Source organism: Klebsiella sp. BIGb0407, assembly GCF_024807845.1.
In the GTDB taxonomy this organism is placed as follows: domain Bacteria; phylum Pseudomonadota; class Gammaproteobacteria; order Enterobacterales; family Enterobacteriaceae; genus JGM124.
The window spans coordinates 827,322-849,779 of sequence record NZ_JANUEQ010000001.1 but is presented as its reverse complement, the minus strand read 5'-3'; the positions used below and the strand labels follow the sequence as shown (position 1 = coordinate 849,779).

The following is a 22,458-nucleotide window of genomic DNA, read 5'->3' as shown; positions in this document are numbered from 1 at the left end:
GATAATGAGTTTATGGCTCATATATTAATTGTATCTGAGTCATTTAAGAAAAATATATTCAATAAATCCGAGGTTATTTATGTCGTTAATAAACTATAAAAATATTAATAAGTGGGTTCTGGCAGGCGGTCTGGCATTCAGCACGCTGATGACGGCCATGACGGTCTCTGCGAATGACGTTAAGACCGCCCGTCTGGGACACTCCTTCACCGACACGCATCCACGCGGTATCGCCATGCAACGTTTTGTCGATACGGTGAAAGAAAAAAGTAACGGCGAGATTAAGATCGATGTCTTCAGCTCCGGCACCCTCGGGTCTGAACAGCAGATGCTCCAGGCAATCCAGAGTGACACCCAGCAATTCTATATGGGGGCCTTATCGCCGTTAGCCGGACGTCAGAAAGAGTTGCAAATCTTTGATTTCCCGTTCCTGTTCCAGAGCGATGCGGAAGCCGCTCAAGTCCTCGATGGCCCGGTCGGGCAGAAAATGCTCGAAAGCCTCTACAGCATGCGTATGTACCCCCTGACCTGGAGTGGCGGCGCTTTCCGTGACCTGGCCAATAACAAGCATCCGGTGAACTCACTGGAAGATATGAAAGGCCTGAAAATCCGCGTGATGCCAACCAAAGTGGCTATCGACAGCTTCCAGGCAATGGGCATTAACCCGGTGCCGCTGGCTTACTCGGAAGTGTTTACCGCCCTGGAGACCGGCGTTCTTGACGGACACGAGCACCCGGTGGTGGATATGTACCAGAACAAAGTCTACGAAGTGGAAAATAACCTCACCACCACTAACCACGTCTATACCCCGGTTGCGCTGGTGGTCTCCAAAAAATGGTTCGACTCCCTTAGCCCGGAACAGCAGGCGATAGTCAGAGAAGCCGCAGAAGAGACGCGGACCTTCCAGCGTGAGCAGGAGATAAGCCAGGTGGATAACGCCCTGACGGAACTGGCCAAACACGGCATGAAAATCAGCACCTTATCCCCTGAAGAAATGGAAAAAATCCGCGCCGTGGTACAGCCGGTATTCGACAAGCACACCAAGATTATCGGCGCTGAGTTTGTGGAAAACTTCGTTGCCGAAAGAGACAAGGTTCGCCAGTCCTTAAAATAAAAGTCTGAGTAATTCTGCCCTGAGACGTCAGCAGATAGCGGCGTCTCAGGGATGGGTGTGACGGAATAATATTCCCGGAGAGAGTATGCAGTGGCTGATTAATCTTTTCTTTAAAGCACTGGAAGCGGTCATGGTGCTGTGCATGGTCTGCATGATGGTGATGGTGTTTGGTAACGTGATTATGCGTTACGGTTTTCATTCCGGTTTTCCTATTTCAGACGAACTCTCCCGGTTCTGCTTTTTCTGGGTGATTTTCCTCGGCGCGATTGTCGCCTCCCGCAACCAGAAGCATCTGAGCGTGGATACCGTCCAGGTCCTGCTGCCGAAAAGCTCAAGAAAAGTCTGCTGGGGTGTCAGCCAGCTGCTGGTCTTTATCTGCTGCGCGCTGATGTTTTATGGCTTCTGGATGCAGCACGATATTTTTTCCGACGACCCCGCGCCCGTCAGTGAGATCCCGCTGCTGATGGTCTACGGCGTGATTTATCTCTCCTCCGCCAGCATGGGCATTATCTGCCTGAACAATATTGTCCGCCTGCTAATGGGCCGCGTTGATGAGGCTGAATACTCCATGGCCGTACGCAATAAATAGCCTCTGACGATAGCGCACCGCTATCTGTCTGATTACCCGACTGCTTCCTTATCTTTTAGCAGGAAAAACTATGATTATCGGATTATTTGTCATTACATTGCTGGGGACTCTGGCGCTCGGGGTTCCGGTGGCTTTTGCCTTGTTACTCAGTGGCGTGGTTCTGATGCTGGCGCAGGGGATGTTTGACCCGCAGATTATCATCCAGACCATTATTCCGGGAGCCGATAACTTTGCGCTGCTGGCGATTCCCTTCTTCCTGCTGGCCGGTGAGTTTATGCTGGCGGGCGGGATCTCAAAACGTATTGTTAACCTCGCCGTTGCCTGGGTCGGGCATATTCCCGGCGGGCTGGGTTATGTGGTGGTCTTTGCCGCGCTGATTATGGCCAGCCTTTCCGGTTCAGCGGTGGCCGATACCGCGGCGCTGGCCGCGATGCTGTTACCGATGATGAAAGCCGGAGGCTATGACCCGGCACGATCTGCCGGGCTGATAGGTGCCGGGGGCGTGATTGCCCCGGTACTGCCGCCTTCGGTAGGGCTTATTCTGTTCGGGATCATTGGCAACGTCTCTATCACCAAGCTGTTTATGGCCGGGATTGTGCCAGGGTTATTGATGGCACTGGCGTTAATTGTCACCTGGAATATCCTGATGCGTAAGTCCGGCAAAGAGGGCAGCCTGAAGGTCTACCCTAAAATGCCGATGCGCGAGCGTTTAAAAGAGACCGGACGCAGTATCTGGGCTCTGATGCTGCCGGTGATTATTATTGTCGGCCTGCGGATGGGGATATTTACCCCGACCGAAGCAGCGGTAGTGGCTTCAGTCTATTCGCTGTTTGTCGGCTGCTTTATCTACCGTGAAATCAAACTTCATAATTTCTATAAGCTGGTTGCCAATGCTGCCAATATGACGGCGGTGATTATGCTGATGGTGGCGGCTGCCATGCTGTCGGCTTATATGATAACCGTGGCCAATATTCCGGCGGCCTTTGCCCAGATGCTGTTACCGCTGAGCGACAGCCCGACGCTGATGCTGCTGGTGATGATGGGTATTATCATTCTTATCGGCATGTTTATGGATTTTACCCCGACCATTCTGATCCTGACCCCGGTGTTACTGCCGGTGGTGATTCAGGCGGGGATTGACCCGGTCTACTTCGGTATTCTGTTTATCATGAATAACGCGATTGGCTTACTCACACCGCCGGCAGGGAATGTGCTCAATGTGGTGCGAGGGATAGCACAGCTGCCGATGAATCAGGCCATTATGGGCGTCTGGCCGTTTGTGCTGGCGCAGTTTATCGTGCTGTTCCTGCTGGTGCTGTTCCCGCAACTGGTAATGGTGCCACTTGGCTGGCTAACATCCTGATGTAGCCGTTAACGAGAGCAGGGGAACAATATTCCAGGTTTGTATTTTCTCACTTAAATAACGGACTCACTCCGCATTATTATGGAATGAGTCCGTTATTGGCGGCTAAAACGCTATCAACGACATATTTAACGCCCTCCTTTATGAGTACTTTCCGGATTTACTTCTCTTTGATTCCCTGCGGACAATCGTCTTGCGAATATGTTGCCAATAGTTTTCTGATCTCTGGTGATTAAACATGATTTTTCCCGGCGCAGATTGTCGTGAGAGTGGTTTTTTCTGTATGGACATCTGACGGTGGGCCGAACTGAATCAAATTTGCCAAATAGAGGAATTAATCTATTAAGCCCATAACAATGATTAGATCAATTTTTCAGGTTTTTGAGCGGAGTTATGGCGGCAATAGACGGTCAGGAGCATACCGCTGTAATGAGCTGGAGTTGCCAGGTGAACGTAGCAGGGCAATTGTGATAATTGAATTGTCGGATATTGTCTATCATATTGAAATTAATGTTTTTTAATTGGTTTTCGCATTGAATTTATGTGTTCGGAATACGACCGGTAATTGCCCGGGTTATTATTTAAAAGCCATCAGTAACAGACGGAATTTAACGATTGGCCAGAGAGAGATGTTAATGAGTTGCTAAGTAGTTTGTGATTATTTTATTAATTAATGTCATAATTGTTGATCTGCGTCAGTATGTTATAAATATGATGAAGTTTTTGAACTGCTTTGGTTTTTTTTATGTTTCTTGAGTGGCGGGGTGGTTTGTTAATAAGTGGAGATCTGTTTCACAATTATTTAACCCATAAATCTGAAATTTGTTTCGCTATTGTTTAACTAACAGGGTTGTTTTTAGGATATATCCCAATTGGCCGCGAGTTAATTTTCTGGGCTCACCAGGTTCGCGAGGTTAAATTTTTTATTTATTCCCTGGTAAATCTATTTCTTTTTACGTAAGGAAATGCTTGGTAATATTTATTTCGACAAGGGGATCTGGCAATAATTAATATTAACAAACGTAATTATTGAAACGGGTTTTCGAGGGTGTAGAGAGTTGAGGATTATTGCCGGAATATACCGAAATAATGTTATAGCTCCTTACTCTTTTATGATAAAAAATTTAAATGCGGGAATTCTCTATGAAACTGAATAAAGTTGCTATGGCTGTTGCATTAACTGCGGTTCTTGGCTCTATGTCTGCAATGGCTGCTGTTACTGATACCACCTCTGGCGTGATTGAACTTCAAGGTGAACTGGTTAATACCGCTTGCGGTTTAGCACCATCATCAAGCCCGGTAACTGTTGATTTCGGTCAGGTTCCAGTTTCTCTGCTGCAGAATGGCGGTCAGGCAACTGAAACTAAAAATATCGAACTACAGTATTGCGATACTACTGTAGCTAAAACAGCTGTTGTTTCTTATACCCCAACTGTTGTTAGCCCTGCTGATGCTAGCCTGGCAGCATTTACTTCTGGTTCTGCAGCTGGTGCAGGTATCGTTCTGAAAGACAGCGCGAGCCAGGACGTAACTTGGGGCGCAGCTACAACTCCTGTTACCCTGGTTAACGGTAATAGTATTATTCCTTTCGTTGCTATTCTGAAAGCTGAAGCTAAATCAGCTGACGGTACAGCACCTGTTGTAACCGCCGGTGATTTTAAATCAACTATCAATTTCACTATCGCTTATCAATAATCGATTTTGAAATATCGTATGCGGGGTGTATTCCCCGCATTGTAAGCTAGATACCATATTATATGGAATTCTGAGTATGGCTAAGGGTACAGAGAAAAATAAACGGCTGGCATTATTTATATCCGTACTGCTCTTTTCCGGACATGCTTTGAGTGCTGATATTACAACTCCCGGGGAATTAGCTCTTTCCGGCGAACTGGTTGCTGCCGCCTGTGATATAGATCCAAAGTCACGAGATTTGTGGGTTGAGTTTGGTAATGTATCCGCTCGCGATATTAACCTGAATCAAGAGACTAAGTTGACCCGCCCTTTTTTAATTCATTTAGTGGGCTGCCAGTCTTTTGGTAGTCAAAATCCATCAACCTCTGTTGCTTTTGCCACTATTACTTTTAACGGTAATGTTTCAATCAATGATTCGACAGTGCTTATGCCTTCAGGTGAAGGTGAAGGATTTGGAATACAGATTTACGATCAACGTGGAGAGCTGTTAACTTTTGGTGAGCGTTCTTCGGGATATTTATTTAGCGATAAAAATAATACTCTGAGGTTTACCGCTTCACTGGTACCTATTCACAGACATATTAAAGCCGGTGAGTTTTATGCTGTTACCAATTTCTTTATGGATTATAACTAAAAACAAGCATTGATTCTCATTTTAATGTGTTCACTGCACGCGATATTTTATTGAATGATCGGGGATGAATAGTTATGTCCGCAGAACTAAAAATAACAATAAATATAATCCTCTCTCAGATCCTTATATTCTGTTGTTCTCCTATGGCTTATGCCGCAGCAGATGTGGAGTTCAATACTGATGTCCTGGATGCTGCCGATCGCGGTAATGTCGATTTAACACGTTTTGCAACCGATAACTATGTACCAGCGGGTGAATATCTGTTGGATATAAAAGTCAATGGCCAGGCAATAGGACAGAAAAAGGTTCGTTATCTGGCAACGAAAGATGATAAGCATACCCAGGCCTGTATTAACGGTGAAATACTGTCAAAATTAGCCTTAAAAGAAGAGGCATTATTAAAAGTAGAGCAGCCGCATACCGATTGCTATAACGTGCTCAGTCTTCCTGGTAGTACTCTGACTAACTATGCTGGAGAATTGGATATTTCTATTCCGCAAGCCTGGATGAAATATAACGATCCAAACTGGACGCCTCCGGAACGCTGGGACCAGGGGATAGGTGGCTTTTTATTTGATTATAGTCTGACCGGGCAATATACCCGGCAATTTGACGCACACGAAAACTACAGCAGCATGAGTGGTTATGGGCAGACTGGGGCGAACCTCGGCCCCTGGCGTTTACGAGGTGAATACCAGACCAGCTATTACAGTGCACAGCATCAGTTCGATTTTAATATGAATCAGATCTACGCTTATCGACCGCTGCCAATGATGGCAGCGAAGTTGACGGCAGGTGAGATCTATCTCAATTCCCAAGTCTTTGATACGGTGCGTTTTACCGGGCTTAATCTGGTCACAGACGAGCGTCAGCTGCCCCCAAATCTGCAAGGCTACGCGCCGGAAATTCGTGGTGTAGCTAAAACTAACGCCAAAGTTACGGTAAGCCAGAACGGACGTATTATTTACGAAACAACGGTTCCCGCCGGGCCGTTTAATATTCAGGATTTACGTAGTTCTGTGCGAGGGACACTGGATGTTCAGGTAGAAGATCAGGACGGTTCCGTGTCTACCTTCCAGGTCAACACCGCCAATATTCCTTATCTTACCCGTCCGGGTTATGTTCGCTATAACCTGGCCATGGGCGCACCGTCGCGCTATAGCCATAAATTACAGGGACCGGGATTTGCATCCGGTGATTTCTCCTGGGGGCTCACCAATGCCTGGTCGCTGTTTGGTGGATTACAAACTGCCGGGTCTAACTATTCCGCTATTTCCATCGGTCTTGGCCGGGATCTTAGCGTGCTCGGTGCTATCTCTGCGGATGTCATTCAGTCCTTTAGTCGGCAGCCTACGCAAAACCGTATTAAAGGTATGGCATATAAGCTCAGTTATGCGAAAACGTTCGACGAATATAACAGCTCGATTACCTTTGCAGGATACCGTTTTGCTGAGCAAGATTTTCGTTCTTTCTCGCAATATTTGAACGAACGCTATGAAGGATATGACGGCTTGGGTCGTGAAAAAGAAGTCTACACCATTACCGGGAATAAAACGTTCTGGGCTAATGAGCCGGGTAAAGCGACCACGGTCTTCTTGACCTATACCCACCAGAACTACTGGAATCAAGGAAGCCAGAATCGTTACGGTGTTTCCGTGGGGCGCGCATTTAATATTGGTGATATCCGTGGAATAACGACGAATATTTCGGCCTACCGTTCTTATTATCAGGGGCGTAAAGACGACTCTATCTCGCTCTCACTTTCTATTCCGGTTGGCGACAGTAGATGGGCAGGACTGGATATCCAGACCAATAACGGCAAAAGCAGCCCGATGCTGTCCTATGCCGATAATAGCGACTACAACAATCTGTGGCAGGTGCGTGCCGGTGCAAGTCAAAGCGGCAATGCCAATTTCGACGGCTATTACCAACGCCGCGCGCAATATGCTGAGATCAACAGCAACGCCAGCTATCAGCAGAATGGCTATGCATCTCTGGGTACGACTCTGCGAGGTGGCTTCACAGCGACGCGCCACGGTGCAGCTCTTCACAATGGTGGGGCCACACTTAATACCGCGCGCGTGATGGTTAATACCAACGGTGTCGGAGATGTTCCACTGAATGATGGTAAATCAAGAACCAATAATTTTGGTATCGCCGTTGTTCCTGACATCGTTAGCTATAATAGTTTTGATACCCGTGTTGACGTTGACGCTATGTCCGATTCGATTGAACCGGCAAAAGCAATCAGTACCTCGACCCTGACAGAGGGAGCCATCGGTTATCAGGCTTTCGGTATGGCGAAAGGTGAGAAAATGATGGGGATTATTCGTCTGGCTGACGGTACCTATCCACCATTTGGTGCTGAGGTTTTCAATGCCGATGGTGTAAGCGTGGGAATGGTCATGGAAGGCGGGGAAACATGGCTGGCAGGGATTAATCCGCTTGAAGCGTTAAAAGTTATCTGGAACGGGAAAACACAGTGCCAGGTAACCATTCCTCCTACTATAGAACGTCGTTCGACAGCAGCATTATTGCCCTGTAAATGACAGTCACTGTAATTAAAGGCTAAAAATGAACATAGCAAATAATAAGCGCTGCTGGATGGGGATTCTGATACTGGCAGCCGTAAGTAGTAGCGCACAGGCAGGGGTATCACTGGATCGTACCCGGTTAGTGATCACCGGTAAAGACAGCTCGGCGAGCGCGAATTTGAGCAATACCAGCCCGGATATTCCTTTCCTGGCTCAGTCATGGGTGGAAGACAGCAAAGGTAATAAAATTACCTCTCCACTGCTGGTGTTACCGCCGTTACAGCGAATTAATGGTGGCCAGAAGGGCGTTGCGCGCGTCACTAAAACTGATGGTATTAACCAGTTACCTCAGGATCGCGAAAGTTTGTTTTATTTAAACGTGCGTGAGATCCCACCGAAACCAGATAAGCCGAACGTACTGCAATTAGCAATGCAATCGCGGATTAAGCTGTTTTATCGTCCGACGCCAATTATACCAAAAAGCAAAAGTGAGGTTTGGCAGGATCAGGTGGTGTTTCAAAAAATGGGTAACAAGATGAATGCCCAAAACCCGACACCTTACCACATCACCATTATTAGCCTGAACCGCATCAAGGGCGACAAAATAACGGAGTTTCCGGGAATCATGATTGCACCAAAATCTGACCTGGAATTTAGCGTAACCGATGCTGGCATTGGTGATTTTACCATGATGTACGTCAATGACTACGGCGGTCACCCTGAACTGAAATATCACTGTGAAGGCAATACTTGTAAAGCTTTACCGCCAGCACAGCAAGAGTAAAGAGAGGAACCTGATGATGAAAATACGTTTAACGCTATTAGCTCTGTTTCTGTTCAGTACCAGTCAGTCCACGATGGCCGATATTAATGTTCCGACATTACCTCAGCATAAGGATCAGACACATCAAAGCGAAGATAGCGGTAACGTGATTTTCCATGGTTCTGTTTATGCTTCTCCTTGTGTACTGGCTCCCGAGAGTCGTTTGCAAACGGTAGATCTGGGTGAAATGAGTGCGGGTACTTTTCATCAGTCAGGTGACCGTAGCCTGCCTGCGCAGGTTCGTGTTGAATTCAGAGATTGTCTGAAAGGTGCCTCTCAGGCGCGCGACAGCGGCTCGGCAAAAACCATCGGCGACAATAAACACAGCTACACCAACAATGCCGAACAGGCTGTGCAGATGACGATGGTCGGCGATTCTGACGAGAACAACTCTCAGCTATTGCACCTGACAGGGACAACATCAGGCGCGGGTATTCGTCTGTTGGACACTAACCAGCGAGCGATGGATATTAACCAAACCCAGTCGCCGTTTCTGGTGAAATCCGGAGATAGTAGTCAGATTTTTCATGCGGCGCTGGAGTCAACCGGCCAAACCGTGACTGCCGGTCATTTTAACGGGCTGCTACGTTTAAAAATGGAGTATCAGTAATGGCGACAATAATGATCGGGCGGAAGTCTCGCGTCGCTATTTTTCTCTGTGGCGTTTTATTCTCTCTGCAAAGCAGTGCCGTGATTGAAGGAGAAATTACGCCGGTAGGTGGTCCTAAAATGTATAACATTAATATCAGCAATACGAATATTACGAATAACAGGGCTGGGGCCACGGTTCTTAACCAATTTGATTTAGGTACGGTATATTCCGCTGTGATCAGTTGCTCAAGAAATATGACTAAAGAGCCGGTTTATTATACGGCGACTGCTTCGATACTTCAGCCGGGAAAGACCGCAGGTTATTTAAAACTCAATGATTATATGGATGTGAAAATTGATATTTACATTGGCGGTAACGTACAGCGTGACATTTCAGTACCCTTTAATAATCTGTCGAACGCTGTGAATCAGAATGCCTGTACACCACCAAGCGTAAGGATGGACGATTCGTTTGCTTCCGGTGCTAAGGGTAAAGTGACGTTTATGATCACCAAACCCATTATCAATGGTATCAACCTGAGTGGGGCTGAACTCGCTAAACTTTATGGTCGTGTGGGAAATTACACCACAGCAATGAGTGCAACGCCTATGGCCATTGTTTCGATAAACTCTGGTGTTATTACGGTTCCGGATAAATGCATTGTCAATTCAGGTTCACCTATCACGGTTGATTTTAAGACCATCCCAGGATCGGGCTCATTGCTTAATGGCAGTAATTACAGTCAGGCTGTACCCATAAAAGTTAAGTGCGAAGGTGGAAGTTTCGCAACAGGCAAATTGAATATTCGCATGGGAATTAAGCAGGCAGATACTGCCAGTTTTAATCACGACTATTTGGGTACGACTGGAAGCGTCGATCGTTCAAATCTTGGAATTATCATGAAAGATTCAGCGGGGAAATTAGTTGCTGCGAATACCTTTTATGATATCCCGGGTTTTGTAAATAACCAGGGTACCTGGAATCTGACCGCTGCACCAATTGCGAACTCCGGAACCGATGTTCTTGAAGGTGAGTTTCAGGCATCGGCCACCGTGGTCGCTGAGTTTCAGTAAGGGGGCAATATGCGTCAGATAATCGCATCAATAATATTTGTCTATTCAATATCAATGGCGACTCCGGTGCAGGCTATCGGCGATCTGATTGGTGGCGATTTAAAGTTTAAGGGCGTCGTGGTTGCCCAGAGTTGCAGCATTGTCCCTTCGTCGAAAAGTATTACGGTGGATTTTAATCAGATATCAACCCGTACGCTTTATACGTATGAGAAATCAGCACCTGAAGAATTTGTTATTGAGTTAGAAGGTTGCAGTAAGGCGGTCTTTAATTCTGTCACGGTAACCTTTAGTGGCATGGAAAATGGCTCTATGGCCAATCGCCTGGCGATAACGCCGGTCTCACCCAATTCTGCCAGTGGGATTGGAATTGGTTTTGAAGAAAATGATGGTACAGCCATTTTGTTGAATACACCGACCACTGCTCTGGCTATTTCTGACGGTCATATGCAGTTAAATTTTAAGGCTTTTGTGGAAGGCGAACCGGATGCTTTGAGTAATAAAACCTTACAAACTGGTGCTTTTCGCGCAACCGCGAATTACACCTTAAATTATCAGTAACACAGAATTAAGTTGGTTAAATATGAGCCGCCATTTTTTTATTTACGCAAAAAACATCTTTTTCACTGAAGGTGTACGCTCTATGGTAGCCGATTTTTCGCCATGTGAAGAAAAATTTGCATTCTCAAAATTTGAAGCTTTTTCTCAATTAATCGATACACTCCGTCTGCCCGCACAGGAAGATGAACAACGTTGTATCCTCTGTGATATTGATAGTTTACCGGATGAGCGTATTAACGCATTGCATACCATTAAAGAGTGCTACTGCGAGAAAAATCAGCAGCTGGTTCTGTTATTGGGGAAAAATAATATTTCGCTATTTTTTGCACTGCATACTATTTTCCCTGAGGCAAGCTGGTTATTGAAGCATGAATCACTGGATGATTTGTTAAGATTTATTCAGAACACTGACTCTTCGGCAGAAGAAAAAGTATTCTTTAGCCATTCATTAATTAATTATACCCGCCAGGCCTGGCTGAAGAGAGATTTTAATAACAGTATCTCTGGTGATGACTGGTGGTTAATGGAAGAAATACTCAAAGGGAAGTCATTATCACAGATTTCCGCTGAGCAAGAAATTGATGTTCGTCGCTTGAGTCGCTGTAAAAGGGAACTGATGAAAAAATTGAATGCTAAAAATAATGTCGAGTTATTTAGTATTTTCAAACAGATCATTGAGACGCCTAGCGCATAATCTTGCGTGAAAGATGACATCGAAAGAATTACTGGCGAATAATTAAGCCAGTAGGTAAGTGCAATTAAATTAATGTATTTTAATATAAAAGGTTAAGGAAATCACAAATGAAAAAATTAAGTATGGTTGAAGCAGCGTCTATTATTGGTGGAACTTGTAAAGATACTTGTACCAGTTCTTACGAACTAGTGGGCGTTGGTGGTGCTAATTCTTGTAAAGAAGTGACCACCTGTGTTGATAAACATGGTAACTCTACAGTGACCATGAAAAATGCTGCTAAAGGTATGTGTGTAATACCAAACTAAGTACGCAGCTAGCTTAATATATGGAGAGAGTACTCTCCATATATTAATGCTCGCTACACCTTAGTCTTGCTGGCGTTTATCACGTTAAATCAGTCGTGTATTTATACCCATCGACAGTCTTTTTTAACCTGTATAGCACCTTGAATTATTCAGGGTATAAATATTATTTTTGAGAATCAATTACCAGTATGAAGATCAAACCTATTACCGCTGTTGGTTACACGTTTCTGGTGGCGTTAATTTCGTCACTGATTACCGTGCTGTGTTACCATGTTTTTGTATTTAACACCTTTTCACAGGCGAATAACTCGGTTGAAATGCTGCGCAAAATTGATAGCGCAACCGTTGCCAGTAGTCCAATAAAAAATGAGAACAGTATTATTGAAGTGATGTCCTATGGCTGTCACTACTGTGCAGCGAATGAAGAGGATATTGAAACATTCGCCGCCACGCTTCCAGAAGATATTACTTTTGAAGTCATTCATATTAATGCTGAAAGAAATGGCCTTGCAGTGTATGCGCCGGTTTTTGCCACTCTCGAAGTGATGGGTCTGGAGCGCGAAATGCGCGATCGGGCATTTAATGCCGTGATGACTCGGGGGATTAACTTAACTGATGATAATGAACTCAACAGTTGGCTGGAAAAAAATAATATTGATGTTACGAAATATCATCAGACTCGCCAGAGCAAAGCCGTTACCGATCGGCTGGAATATATGGCAAGTATCACCAGACTCTATGAAATCAATGCGACACCGCTATTTATTATTAATAAAAAAGTCGTTGTCGCGAAGGATCGTCAGTTTCCTGAATTTGGCGACTATATGCGTCAGCTACTCACTCAGACTAAGGAGTGATCTTGATACGTTTTTTGGTGGTCTGGAGCGTCTTTAGCGTCAGAAAATGGTGCGCAAAGCTTACCAGCTATCACTTACCTTTGACGGATGTCAGCCAAAAAACGATGCGCAGGATGATGCGTTATATACCTATGCCGCTTTTGATCAACGTCGTGCATGTCCTGTGTCAGTTGCGATTAGTGGGCCGCAAATACCGTGGACGTACTGCTGTGGCAACACAAAACTACCGTTGCCTGACCGGTGCTGAAGGACAAATTGATGCCGGATGGATAGCGATGCGCCGTCAGCTGCTGGAGATGGGAGCAACCTGGGGACAACATCCTGCTGCACTGGCTCAGATACAGGCTTGTATCACAGAGCTTGATACTGTCGTTGCCCCTCTGGCGGCACAAAAGACACCGATTGTTCTCGCGCCATTGCATTGTGTCTCAGATATTTTGGCGGCGATAGTCGGTGCCGGAGTCGGGGCAAGAAAAGCCAGTGTAGTGGTCTCTTCCAGTGCTGAAAGCTATACCCTTGCCAGTCGTCATCTGGGCGGCGTTGCGCTCTCGTATTGCTCTATCCATCAGGATAATACCTCACTGGCCAGTACTTTAATGACATTAATGGCTAACGTCTCGGAGGGGCAGGAAAATATGATTATTTTTCCGGATATTCCTGCCGACTATACCGTGCAGACCCACGAGGCTCAGTCCGGAAAAATAGCCTGCCGGATATTTGGTCGTCCTGCGAAATTACACAACGGCGTACAGCGATTTTCACGTATTGTCTCGGCACAGGTGGTTTTTTATCACCTCTATTATCAGCAAGGAATAAAAATAAAAATATATTCCCCGTTAACGCCTAAAGAAGTCACAAAAAATTTACCTGTAATTATCGAAAACACCCTGCGTGATTATCCGCAGGATTGGCTGTTATGGCACAGTCACTCGCTCTATTTTATTAATCACTGACGCATAATGATGAACACAATTATCCCTGATATGGTATTTCAGGAAGAGACCAATGAGTGTGGTCTCTCCTGTATTTCAATGCTGGCACAAACACAAAATATAGCCTGCTCTCTCCCGGCATTGCGGGAAATTTTCCCTGCCTCCGATCATGGGACTTCATTGAGTGATTTATCCGTCATTCTGCAACAGGTCGGTATTGCGACCGCCCCGGTTTTGTTCGATCACGATGAACTCCATGCGCTGCCGTTCCCGTCTATTTTGCACTACGGTGCCAGTCACTATGTTTTGCTGGCCTGGCGCAAAGGGGACTACGTATGCGTGATGAATCCGGCGATTGGCCAGCAGTGGTTACCGTTCTCGGCATTAAAAAAAGAGATTAGCGGTTATGCGCTGATCCTTGAAGACCCCGCCGCAGCAATCACAAACGCGGATCCTGTTCTCGCTGGGATACAGGAAGAAATGCCCCGGGCGATGAGTCTGAAAGAGACTGCGGCGGTACCCGGCATTTATAAGCTGATGCTATTAACTTTCCTGGTGTCGCTCACGCTATTTTTGATGCCAACCATGGTCAGTAGTGCAATCAACGATGCGTTCTCTGACACCCGAAATACGCCATTTCCTTATCTGTGGTTTATTTTAGCTTTTGTTGTCTCCACGCTATTAGCATTAGGGGTCAGGATCATTAGCGAACGCTTCATCCGGCGCTTTGTTCTGTTAAATAGCAACATTGGATTTTCCCGGTTACTGAATAATCCGCTGCACTTTTTTGAAAAACGAGCGCCAGGGGATATTTTCAGCCGCTTTATTGCCTGGCAGAGCGGAATGCTACAAAAAATCGAGCTGGATAACGGCCTGCGCTCGGACTGGATTATTTGTGTCATCGCTCTCGGTATCATGTTCTGGATTTCCCCGGTTCTGGCACTGATTTCTGTGGTCGGAGTGATGGTAATGGGGCTGATTAGCGTCTGGGCGATATTCCGCGATCGCTGGTACACACAACAGCTACAGCTTAAAAGTGCAACACTGAATGATTTCTTTATGGAGACCCTGCAGGGGGTATTAACCATCAAAACCGGCGGGCTGGAGATGCAGCGTAAATCGCAGTTTGCCCGGTTATCCCATGATTTTTTCACCTGCCTCCAGCGCCAGAAAGTCTATCAGCAAGTTAAAGAAGGCCTGTACCAGCTGACCGGCAGTATTGAAATGGTGGTCTTTATGCTGGTGGTATTGCCGCTTGTGCAGGCTAAACAGATTTCGCTGGGTGACTTCTTCGCCTACAGTTTTTTACGCCAGATCTTTGCTTCTTATGTTACGCGCATGTTCTATGCGGTGATCAGCAAATCACAGTTACATGTGATTGATACGCGTGCACAGGGCTTGTTTATGAAGCAGAAGTTTGATTTACCCGTTTTCACGCCTCGCTGCGGGGACAGTACTCCTCGGCTGAGATTCGATCGGGTGAGTTTTCACTATAGCCCACAAAGGCCAGTATTAAATGGCATTGATCTCACTCTCGAACCCGGAGAGCAAATTGCGATCATTGGTGATTCGGGTGCCGGGAAAAGTACATTACTGCGACTGATGGCCGGACTTTTTAATCCGCAGAGTGGACAAATTTTACTGAACGATAACGAAGTGAGCAGCAAGCAGCTGGCGTCACAAATCTGGCTGCAGAGCCAGGAAGACATTTTGTTTAACGCCTCCGTCCTGCAAAACATTACTTTGTTTGATCCCTGGTACAGTGACAGCGACCGTAGTCGAGTGGAAGCGCTGGTCAGTAAAATGTCCCTGCAACCGGTGGTTCAGGCATTGCCTGGCGGAATGGAAGCGTTGATCCGCGAAAGCCACTCGGCACTATCTCTGGGCCAGCGTCAGCGCCTGATGCTGACAAGAGCTCTCTACAGCACGCGTCCTATTTTGCTGTTCGATGAACCCACCGCCAATCTGGATGATGAAACCGCACAGGCAGTGATTGATTCATTGTGTCAGCATTGCCGTGAGCAGGGTAAAACCCTGATTGTAGTGACACACAGCGAGTCGATTTTGCACCACTTCAGTCGCATTTATCGCCTGAGTGAAGGTGAACTGCGCGATGTCGGGCAGGAAGTGGAGTGTCAATAATGCAAGAGTTTTTGCGTCGCCCTAAGATATTGCTGTTTGTGCTGGCTGTTATCCTGGCGATTATCACTACCATTTTTTACCCGCGAGCGCAGCCGGTTACCGCTGAATCACTTGATACTACGGTTCTCGATCGAGGTGATATTGAGAAGGTGGTACTGGCGAGCGGTATTATTAAACCTGCCGTTCAGGTCAGTGTCGGTGCCCAGGTCAGCGGTCAGCTACGCCAGCTGTACGTGCAGCAGGGGGAACGGGTAAAAAAAGGGCAGTTATTAGCCGAAATTGACCCAACTCTGCAACTTTCGGAGCTACGTAATGCCACCGCGCAACTCTCTATAGCCAAAGCGCAGAAACTGGCCTCTGAGGCCAGCCTGGTGCAGTACCGCAAAGCACTGGCACGTGAAAAAGCGATGAAACGCGATGGTTCGGGGATTAACAGCGATTTCGAACAGGCTCAGGCCCAGTATGACGCGCAGGTTCAGCAGATAGCGGTCAATGAAGCGCAGATTATCCAGGCGCAAATGAGTGTACAAACTGCCAGCGCCAACCTCGGTTATACCCGAATTGTTGCCCCGGTGGACGGAGAAGTACTGGGTATTGTCACGCATGAAGGACAAACCATCGTCTCCTCGCAAATTGCACCCACGATTCTGGTGCTTGCCGATCTTGATAAAATGCAGGTGCAAACGCGCATTTCTGAAGCGGATATTCAGAAAATCCATCCGGGCCAGCCGCTTTGGTTTTACGTTATCGCCGATCCTAAAACACGCTATGAAGGACAGCTTGGTTATGTTCAGCCCGCCCCCCTGGAGGCACTTGAAGAACAAAATAACCGTAGTGCTGCCAGCAATCAGCAAAGTAGCGCTATTTATTATAACGGCACCTTTGAAGTTGATAATCATCAGCGCTTACTGAAAACCTCCATGACCGCTCAGGTGTTTATTCGTATCGCCCAGGCAAATCAGGTGACGCGTATACCGGTTGCTGCCCTCGGACGCTCTCTGGGAGATGCTCTCTATCAGGTGAGGGTACAAAATGAGAAAGGGAGTGAGGAAAGAACCGTCCGTATAGGGATTAACGATCGTCAGTATGCTGAGGTGCTTGAGGGCGTTGAGCCCGGTGAACGCGTGGTTATTCTTCAGGATGCGGGGGCGGCCTGATGACTAAGCCAATTATCGTACTGAAAGATGTCACCCGCTCTTTCACTGCCGGGATGCAGACGATCCCGGTGCTCAAATCAGTCTCTCTGACCGTGATGCCCGGTGAGATGGTTGCGATCATGGGCGCCTCCGGTTCAGGCAAATCAACCTTGATGAATATTATTGGCTGTCTGGATAAACCCAGTAGTGGCGAAGTTTATATTAACGAGATTGCTATCCATCAGGCCGATAACGCGGCGCTCGCTGAACTACGCAGCCGCTGGCTTGGATTTATTTTTCAGCGTTATCATCTGATGCCTTATTTAACGGCAGAAGAGAATATTGCTATCCCGGCGCTCTACACCGCGATGCCTGCAGCTGAACGTCATGCACGCATTGCCCTGCTGGCAGGAAAGCTGGGGATTGAAACCCGTCTGCAGCATAAACCGGCCCAACTTTCAGGCGGACAGCAACAGCGAGTCAGCGTTTGCCGGGCACTGATTAATGGTGCGCAAATTATTCTTGCTGATGAACCTACCGGAGCCCTGGATAGTACCAGTGGCCGGGCTCTGATGGATGTGTTGCACCAGCTTAATGCTGACGGACACACGATTATCATCGTAACTCACGATCGTGACGTGGCTCGTCAGGCACAGCGGATCGTTGAAATTAGCGACGGGAACATTATTGCTGATGATGTGCAGCGCCAGGCTGTAAGTTGTCATATTCAGCGTTTGCCCGAGGTTCAGGATAATGGCCGTGCTTCATTATTACGCAGCGTGGGAGAGTCGCTACGCATGGCGTGGCGCTCGTTACTGGGTCACCGTATGCGTGCCTTTCTTTCAATGCTGGGAATTATTATCGGTATCGCATCCGTCGTCTCCTCAATGGCGGTAGGAGAGGGGGCCCGACAGGCCATCATGAACGAAATTGGCAAACTCGGTAATACCACCCTCGAAATTCGCCCCGGTACCGGCTGGGGCAGTAACCGACCCGATATGGAACGTGCCCTGTCGCTGGATGATGTCAGTAGCCTGGATAAACAGTCATGGGTATCCGGCGTATCGCCGATAGTGACTAGTATGACGACTATCGTGAGTAACGGACTTGAGTCTTCCATTCTGCTGACCGGCGTTTCGGCCGACTATTTCTCATTACAGGGTGTTCGCTTTAGCCACGGTAACGGTTTTACGGGACGCGATGTCGATGACCGGGAACCCGTACTGGTACTGGATGGAATCAGCAAAGAGGCGTTATTCCCTGGAAATGAAGATCCGCTGGATAAAATAGTTCAAATCGCCGGTGCGCCCTGGCGAGTGATTGGTGTCGCGAGTAAGCCGGGACCGAAGGTGGTCGGTGGTTTTATGTCGGCATGGATCCCCTACACTTCACTGCTCCAGCGTATTTCTGGCGATAAACCGCTGGAGGCACTGACCCTGCGTTTTCAGGATACTTTGTCACCACAGCAGGCAGCACAAAGAGCGGAAAGGCATCTGGTCCGTGAACACGGTAAAAAAGATTTCTTTGTTCAAACCGACGATCAGCTCTCCAAGGCACTGCAAAAAACCTCCGACTCTATGTCGCTACTGGTCACAGCCATTGCGGCGATTTCCCTGCTGGTTGGGGGCGTCGGGGTGATGAATATCATGCTGGTTTCGGTGACCGAACGAACCCACGAGATTGGTATCCGACTCTCCGTAGGCGCACGCCCCTCCGATATTATGCATCAGTTTTTAATTGAGGCAGTCATGATCTGCTCGATTGGCGGGCTGGCAGGTGTTTTAGGATCCTGGGCGGTCGGTAGCCTGTTTGCCCTGTTAACGCAGGAGTTTTCCCTGGCCTTCACCTGGCAACCCGTTGCTCTGGCCTGTGGGTTTTCCGCCTTGATTGGTCTGAGTTTCGGCTATTTCCCGGCGCGTAGGGCGGCACGCCTGAATCCTACGGAGGCGCTGGCACGAGAATGAAACCGCTGATTTTATTCATATTCATGGGTTTGCTGGCTGGCTGCGGAAATCTGACGCGCAGCGAGTACCAGCGTCCGCTGCTGTCGGTTCCTGACAACTGGCAGCGTAGCGAAGAGCCTGGCAGAGACTCCTCAGAGACTATAAATAACCGCTGGTGGGATCGTTTCGACGATCCAAGACTCTCAAGAGTCATAGGGCAGGTGCTGGAAACAAATAACGATCTGGCTACTGCTGCCTTGACCCTTAAACAGGCACGAATTGCGGCCGGATTAGCGCAAACCAATATCAGCCCGGATGTCAGCCTTAGCAGTACGGGCTCCAGTTCACAGTCGTTAAAAAGTGGCAGTTCCCGGGAAAATTACAGTACTTCTTTGTCCCTGAGCTATGAGTTGGATCTCTGGGGAAAACTGGCGCGGGTGCGTGAGAAAAGTGAATGGGATGCGATTTCCAGCGAACAGGACTACCAGGCAACGATTCTGTCCACTATTGATACCACGGCTCAGCTTTACTGGAATATTGCCATGCTTAATCAGCAGGTTGATTACCAGAAAAGCAGTCTGGAGATAGCGAAACTGACGCTGACTCAAATAGAGTCCTGGCAACGAGCAGGAAAAATTAGTCTGCTGGATGTCCTGCAGTCCCGGCAGGTTGTCATTAATCGCCAGAATACGTTGTTGAAATTAAAGCAACAGCTCGCGATTTCGCGCAATGCGCTGGCACTACTTCTTAATCGTCCTCCGGCCCAGCATAGCGATGAGGCTCAGACTTTAGATCTGCATCAGCAGGTTGCCATTGATACTGTCACACCGCTGGTGGTACTTGCCAGCCGGCCTGACCTGCAGGCCGCAGAGTCCCGTTTGCGTGCAGCATTAGCAGGATCGGACGCGGCGCGCCTGAGCTTCTATCCGACGCTTTCATTAGAGGGAACGTTAAGTGCCGGAAGTCAGATTTTTAACCAGTGGTTTAACGATCCGCTACGGGTTGTCGGCGGCAGCGTTGGTGTCCCCTTTATTCAGTGGAATACAGTACAGCTCACTGTGGAGCAAGCCAGCTTGCAGGTGCAGCAAGAGGCGGTGAATTTCCGTCGTACGGCTTATACCGCGTTGTCAGAAGTGGATAACGCGATGGAAAAACGACTGAGCGCTAACGAGCAGCGTGAAAGCCTCCAGCAGTCACTATTACTGGGCCAGCAGCGTCTGACCCTTACCGAAAGTCGCTACCGTGCAGGGGCCGTGGATTACCAGACCCTACTTAATGCCCAGGATGCACTGCTTGATGTGCAGAATAGTCTTGCGCAAAACCAGTACGACTACCTTTATGCCACTTTACAGCTATGGCTGGCGCAGGGCGGCAATAATTCACAACAGAGGACATCCCAGAATGCGTCACAGTAAATCTCCTAATCGCGTGGTGATAACCGGCTATGGCGCGGTGACTCCCCTTGGTAATAATGCTGCCGAAAGCTGGCAGGCCATTATGGATTATCGTCATGGCTACAGTTATGTCGATCTGTCGTCCCATGATATCCACACCCATTTTCTTGGGCTGGTGGAAAACGAACCCAGCCTTAAGGGAGTTCCTGCCGTGATTCGTCGACGTCTGCCACGCCATGCTCGTCTGGCTCTGGCTGCCGCGCGGGAAGCCATGGCGATGGCTTTCGCCGGTGAATTACCCGCTGCGTTCTACGATCCTCTGATGTGCGGTGCCATCATCGGTACTGGCTGGGCGGGTCTGGATGAAAGCTATCTGGCTGCACCCGAATTCGACAGGACCGGCGTCTCTTCTCCGTTTAACTGTTTTTTCTCTATGCCGAATGTCACCACCGCAGCCTGTAGTCAGCTATGGAATTTACGCGGATATCAAAATACGCCGGTCGCGGCGTGTGCCACCGGTACTATTGCGATTGGTGAGGCCTTTGAGGCCATTCGTTCAGGGCGCGCCAGTATGATGCTGGCAGGTGCCGGGGAGTCATTAACCAGTGTTTGTGCTATCTGGAATATTGATGTGCTAGGCGCCCTGAGCCGGGAAACGGAATCGCCGGAGCAGGCGAGTTGCCCGTTTAGCCTGAACCGCAGTGGCTTTGTCCTGTCTGAGGGCGGCGCGGTACTGTGCCTGGAAGAGCGTGAAAGTGCACTCGAGCGTGGAGCCACTATCCTTGCAGAAGTGACCGGTTATGCCAATTTCTCGGACGCGGTAGATTTCACTTCTCCGGCAGAAGACTGCGTGGCACGTGAGCAGACTATTCGCTGGGCGCTAGACAGTGCAGGCCTTAAGCCTGCGGATCTTGACTATATTAACGCTCATGGTACGTCGACCACACTTAACGACACTAATGAAACCCAGTCGCTGAAAAAGGCATTGGGGGAAGAAGCCTATCGGATCCCGATTTCCAGCACTAAAGCTTACTCCGGACATCTGATTGCTGCCGCAGGAAGTTTTGAAACCATCGTCTGCCTGCAAGCGATGGCAACCGGCATCATGCCCGCGACAGCACACTTAACCCAACCCGACCCGCTATGCGATCTGGACTATATTTCCGAAGGCCATCGTCAGGGAGAAATTCGTCGGGCGCTGAATCTTAGCTTCGGTTTTGGTGGTGCAAACGCAGCGCTGATTCTGGAGAAACACGCGTGAGAACCTTGCCCTACACCCTTACCGATGCCCAGCAGTGGGCGGCATTTTCGGGTGATAACAATCCTATTCATTTCAGCCTTGAGGCTGCGCGCGCCATGGGGGGGAGCAAGCTGAGCGTCCACGGGATGCGTGCGCTGCTGGATGTGAAGCGCGCTGTTCAGACGGGGTTACCCCACTCGCTAATGGACACTAAAGGTTATCTGAAGTGTCAGGTTCGCCTGCGCAAGCCACTCTGGTGCGAGACGGACTGGCAGCTCACGCCGGGAGTCGCAAAAAATCGGATCCTGGCGAGCGCATCAGTCAGCCATTCGCACAGCGATGATGTGTGTATGTCATGTCAGATGAGTCTTGCCGCTGCACCAGAACCCTTGCAGGGCAAACAGCCCGGAAAAATAACGGCTGAGACACTACTCTCGCTGCAATCCCACTTCAGCAAAGCCTGGCCTGATCTGGGGCTATGGCAGTTTCTCGATGCCCTGCTTTTTCGCCAGTTAATTTGCGATAGCGCGCTGCTACGCCAGGAGAATATCGCGGCGTTGCTGGGTCAGGAAGATACCTCGTTGCAGCAAATTTTTACGCATTATCCGGTACTGCAAACGCATCAGGAAGTGGTATTCGATACGCGTCTTCTTGAACAGCAGTTGCCTGTTTCACCCGAATCGCTCTCACTCTGGCTACTGCCCTCACTGGTAGTTGGTGAGATTGAGCAGGGGGCGATCGTGCGAATTGCTGCTTGCGCACAGCTGAATGACTTGGTGATGACAAATGTCGTTACGTTAAAAGTTGGTCCAATTAAACATTGATAATTAAGGAAAGTTT

Annotated in this window: 20 protein-coding genes; all 20 read left to right on the top strand. The window is 48.2% G+C overall.

The features are described from left to right. The first annotated feature begins 79 nt into the window (after positions 1 to 79). The 20 genes from M2387_RS04040 (at position 80) to M2387_RS03945 (ending at position 22,442) form a co-directional block, all read left to right on the top strand. Positions 80 to 1,114, top strand: a complete 1,035-nt coding sequence (locus tag M2387_RS04040; protein ID WP_259047335.1) for a DctP family TRAP transporter solute-binding subunit — start codon at positions 80 to 82, stop codon at positions 1,112 to 1,114. 85 nt (positions 1,115 to 1,199) lie between these two features. After that, positions 1,200 to 1,703 (top strand): TRAP transporter small permease, encoded by a 504-nt coding sequence (locus tag M2387_RS04035; RefSeq protein ID WP_259047334.1) that lies wholly within the window; start codon positions 1,200 to 1,202, stop codon positions 1,701 to 1,703. A 70-nt stretch (positions 1,704 to 1,773) separates the two neighbouring features. Further along, the gene (locus M2387_RS04030) at positions 1,774 to 3,066 is read left to right on the top strand and encodes a TRAP transporter large permease (RefSeq protein WP_259047333.1); all 1,293 of its coding nucleotides are present in this window, start codon (positions 1,774 to 1,776) and stop codon (positions 3,064 to 3,066) included. Positions 3,067 to 4,209: 1,143 nt separating this feature from the next. Next, positions 4,210 to 4,761, top strand: coding sequence for a fimbrial protein (locus M2387_RS04025; protein WP_259047332.1), 552 nt, complete (start codon positions 4,210 to 4,212; stop codon positions 4,759 to 4,761). Positions 4,762 to 4,837: 76 nt separating this feature from the next. Then, a complete protein-coding gene (locus tag M2387_RS04020; protein ID WP_259047331.1) occupies positions 4,838 to 5,395 on the top strand; it encodes a fimbrial protein in 558 nt (185 codons plus the stop codon). A 74-nt stretch (positions 5,396 to 5,469) separates the two neighbouring features. Beyond that, the gene (locus M2387_RS04015) at positions 5,470 to 7,944 is read left to right on the top strand and encodes a fimbria/pilus outer membrane usher protein (RefSeq protein WP_259047329.1); all 2,475 of its coding nucleotides are present in this window, start codon (positions 5,470 to 5,472) and stop codon (positions 7,942 to 7,944) included. 25 nt (positions 7,945 to 7,969) lie between these two features. Then, positions 7,970 to 8,713, top strand: a complete 744-nt coding sequence (locus M2387_RS04010; protein ID WP_259047328.1) for a fimbrial biogenesis chaperone — start codon at positions 7,970 to 7,972, stop codon at positions 8,711 to 8,713. A 16-nt stretch (positions 8,714 to 8,729) separates the two neighbouring features. Beyond that, a complete protein-coding gene (locus M2387_RS04005; RefSeq protein ID WP_409039520.1) occupies positions 8,730 to 9,362 on the top strand; it encodes a fimbrial protein in 633 nt (210 codons plus the stop codon). Further along, positions 9,362 to 10,417: a fimbrial protein gene (locus M2387_RS04000; RefSeq protein ID WP_259047326.1), complete on the top strand. Its 1,056-nt coding sequence runs from the start codon at positions 9,362 to 9,364 to the stop codon at positions 10,415 to 10,417. Before M2387_RS04005 ends, M2387_RS04000 begins: the two co-directional genes overlap by 1 nt. Positions 10,418 to 10,426: 9 nt before the next feature. After that, positions 10,427 to 10,975, top strand: coding sequence for a fimbrial protein (locus tag M2387_RS03995; protein WP_259047325.1), 549 nt, complete (start codon positions 10,427 to 10,429; stop codon positions 10,973 to 10,975). Between the two features lie 82 nt (positions 10,976 to 11,057). Continuing rightward, on the top strand, positions 11,058 to 11,669 hold the full coding sequence (locus M2387_RS03990; protein ID WP_259047324.1) for a helix-turn-helix domain-containing protein: 612 nt from the start codon (positions 11,058 to 11,060) through the stop codon (positions 11,667 to 11,669). 107 nt (positions 11,670 to 11,776) lie between these two features. Next, positions 11,777 to 11,974 (top strand): DUF4762 domain-containing protein, encoded by a 198-nt coding sequence (locus M2387_RS03985; RefSeq protein ID WP_259047323.1) that lies wholly within the window; start codon positions 11,777 to 11,779, stop codon positions 11,972 to 11,974. Between the two features lie 188 nt (positions 11,975 to 12,162). Continuing rightward, positions 12,163 to 12,831 carry a DsbA family protein gene (locus M2387_RS03980; protein WP_259047322.1) on the top strand — a complete coding sequence of 223 codons (669 nt, stop codon included), beginning with the start codon at positions 12,163 to 12,165 and terminating at the stop codon, positions 12,829 to 12,831. A 2-nt stretch (positions 12,832 to 12,833) separates the two neighbouring features. Next, complete coding sequence (locus M2387_RS03975; protein WP_259047321.1) at positions 12,834 to 13,784, top strand: lysophospholipid acyltransferase family protein; 951 nt, start codon at positions 12,834 to 12,836, stop codon at positions 13,782 to 13,784. Between the two features lie 9 nt (positions 13,785 to 13,793). After that, the gene (locus tag M2387_RS03970; protein ID WP_259048280.1) at positions 13,794 to 15,905 is read left to right on the top strand and encodes a peptidase domain-containing ABC transporter; all 2,112 of its coding nucleotides are present in this window, start codon (positions 13,794 to 13,796) and stop codon (positions 15,903 to 15,905) included. After that, the gene (locus M2387_RS03965; protein WP_259048278.1) at positions 15,902 to 17,062 is read left to right on the top strand and encodes an efflux RND transporter periplasmic adaptor subunit; all 1,161 of its coding nucleotides are present in this window, start codon (positions 15,902 to 15,904) and stop codon (positions 17,060 to 17,062) included. Before M2387_RS03970 ends, M2387_RS03965 begins: the two co-directional genes overlap by 4 nt. Next, positions 17,062 to 19,005: an ABC transporter permease gene (locus M2387_RS03960; RefSeq protein ID WP_259047320.1), complete on the top strand. Its 1,944-nt coding sequence runs from the start codon at positions 17,062 to 17,064 to the stop codon at positions 19,003 to 19,005. Before M2387_RS03965 ends, M2387_RS03960 begins: the two co-directional genes overlap by 1 nt. Further along, positions 19,002 to 20,399, top strand: coding sequence for a TolC family protein (locus M2387_RS03955; protein ID WP_259047319.1), 1,398 nt, complete (start codon positions 19,002 to 19,004; stop codon positions 20,397 to 20,399). Before M2387_RS03960 ends, M2387_RS03955 begins: the two co-directional genes overlap by 4 nt. Then, a complete protein-coding gene (locus M2387_RS03950) occupies positions 20,386 to 21,639 on the top strand; it encodes a beta-ketoacyl-[acyl-carrier-protein] synthase family protein (protein ID WP_259047318.1) in 1,254 nt (417 codons plus the stop codon). Before M2387_RS03955 ends, M2387_RS03950 begins: the two co-directional genes overlap by 14 nt. After that, entirely contained in the window at positions 21,636 to 22,442 is an 807-nt protein-coding gene (locus tag M2387_RS03945) for a MaoC family dehydratase (protein WP_259047317.1), read from the top strand. The genes M2387_RS03950 and M2387_RS03945 overlap by 4 nt, the downstream gene beginning before the upstream one ends. Positions 22,443 to 22,458 lie beyond the last annotated feature (16 nt).